Annotated in this window: 1 pseudogene; it reads left to right on the top strand. The window is 44.7% G+C overall.

From position 1 onward, the window contains the following. Positions 1 to 72: 72 nt before the first annotated feature. Positions 73 to 733: pseudogene (locus A3735_RS01700) on the top strand (penicillin-binding protein 2); the annotation flags it as partial.

The raw sequence follows: 733 nt of genomic DNA, 5'->3' as shown, positions 1-733 counted from the left end.
TTGATCTTCCGCATGTACTACCTGCAGATTACTAATCATACGTATTTTCAAACTTTATCCGATAAGAATCGCATGCAGTTGCAATCGATTGCACCAAACCGTGGTTTGATTTATGACCGAAACGGTATTTTGCTAGCTGACAATCGGCCAATTTTCAGTGTCGCGATTACACCAGAAGACAGCGCCTNCATTGATGAAAGTATTGCTTCGATTGCCCAAGTCATATCAATTTCTGATGATCATGTGAGGCGCTTTAAAAAACGTTTAAAACGGGCCAGAAGACCATTTCACCCTGTTATTCTAAAAAGTAAGTTGACCGAGAAAGAAATTGCGATGCTCGAGGTGCGCAGGCATGAACTGAAGGGAGTGAAGGTACTTGCCGAGCTCGCTAGACACTACCCGATGGCGAAAGATACTGCGCATTCGATCGGTTATGTCGGAAGAATAAATGAAAAAGAGCTAAAAAAGGTCGATGAGCAAAACTACTCGGCGACTAACTATATCGGCAAGCTTGGAGTTGAAAAATTTTATGAGTCAGAATTGCATGGTCAGGTTGGCTTTCAAACCGTAGAAACAAACGCCAGTAACAGGGTTTTGCGGGTGTTGGATAGAAGTGATCCGGTGCCAGGTAGAAATCTTACTCTACATATGGATGCACAGCTGCAAAACCGGGCAGTGGAGCTACTTGGCTCAAATAGGGGAGCCGTGGTCGCAATAGAGCCTGAAACCGGCG

It is taken from the genome of Oleiphilus sp. HI0061, assembly GCF_001635675.1.
The sequence above is the reverse complement of the archived record's forward strand: the minus strand, read 5'-3'. Positions and strand labels throughout refer to the sequence as shown.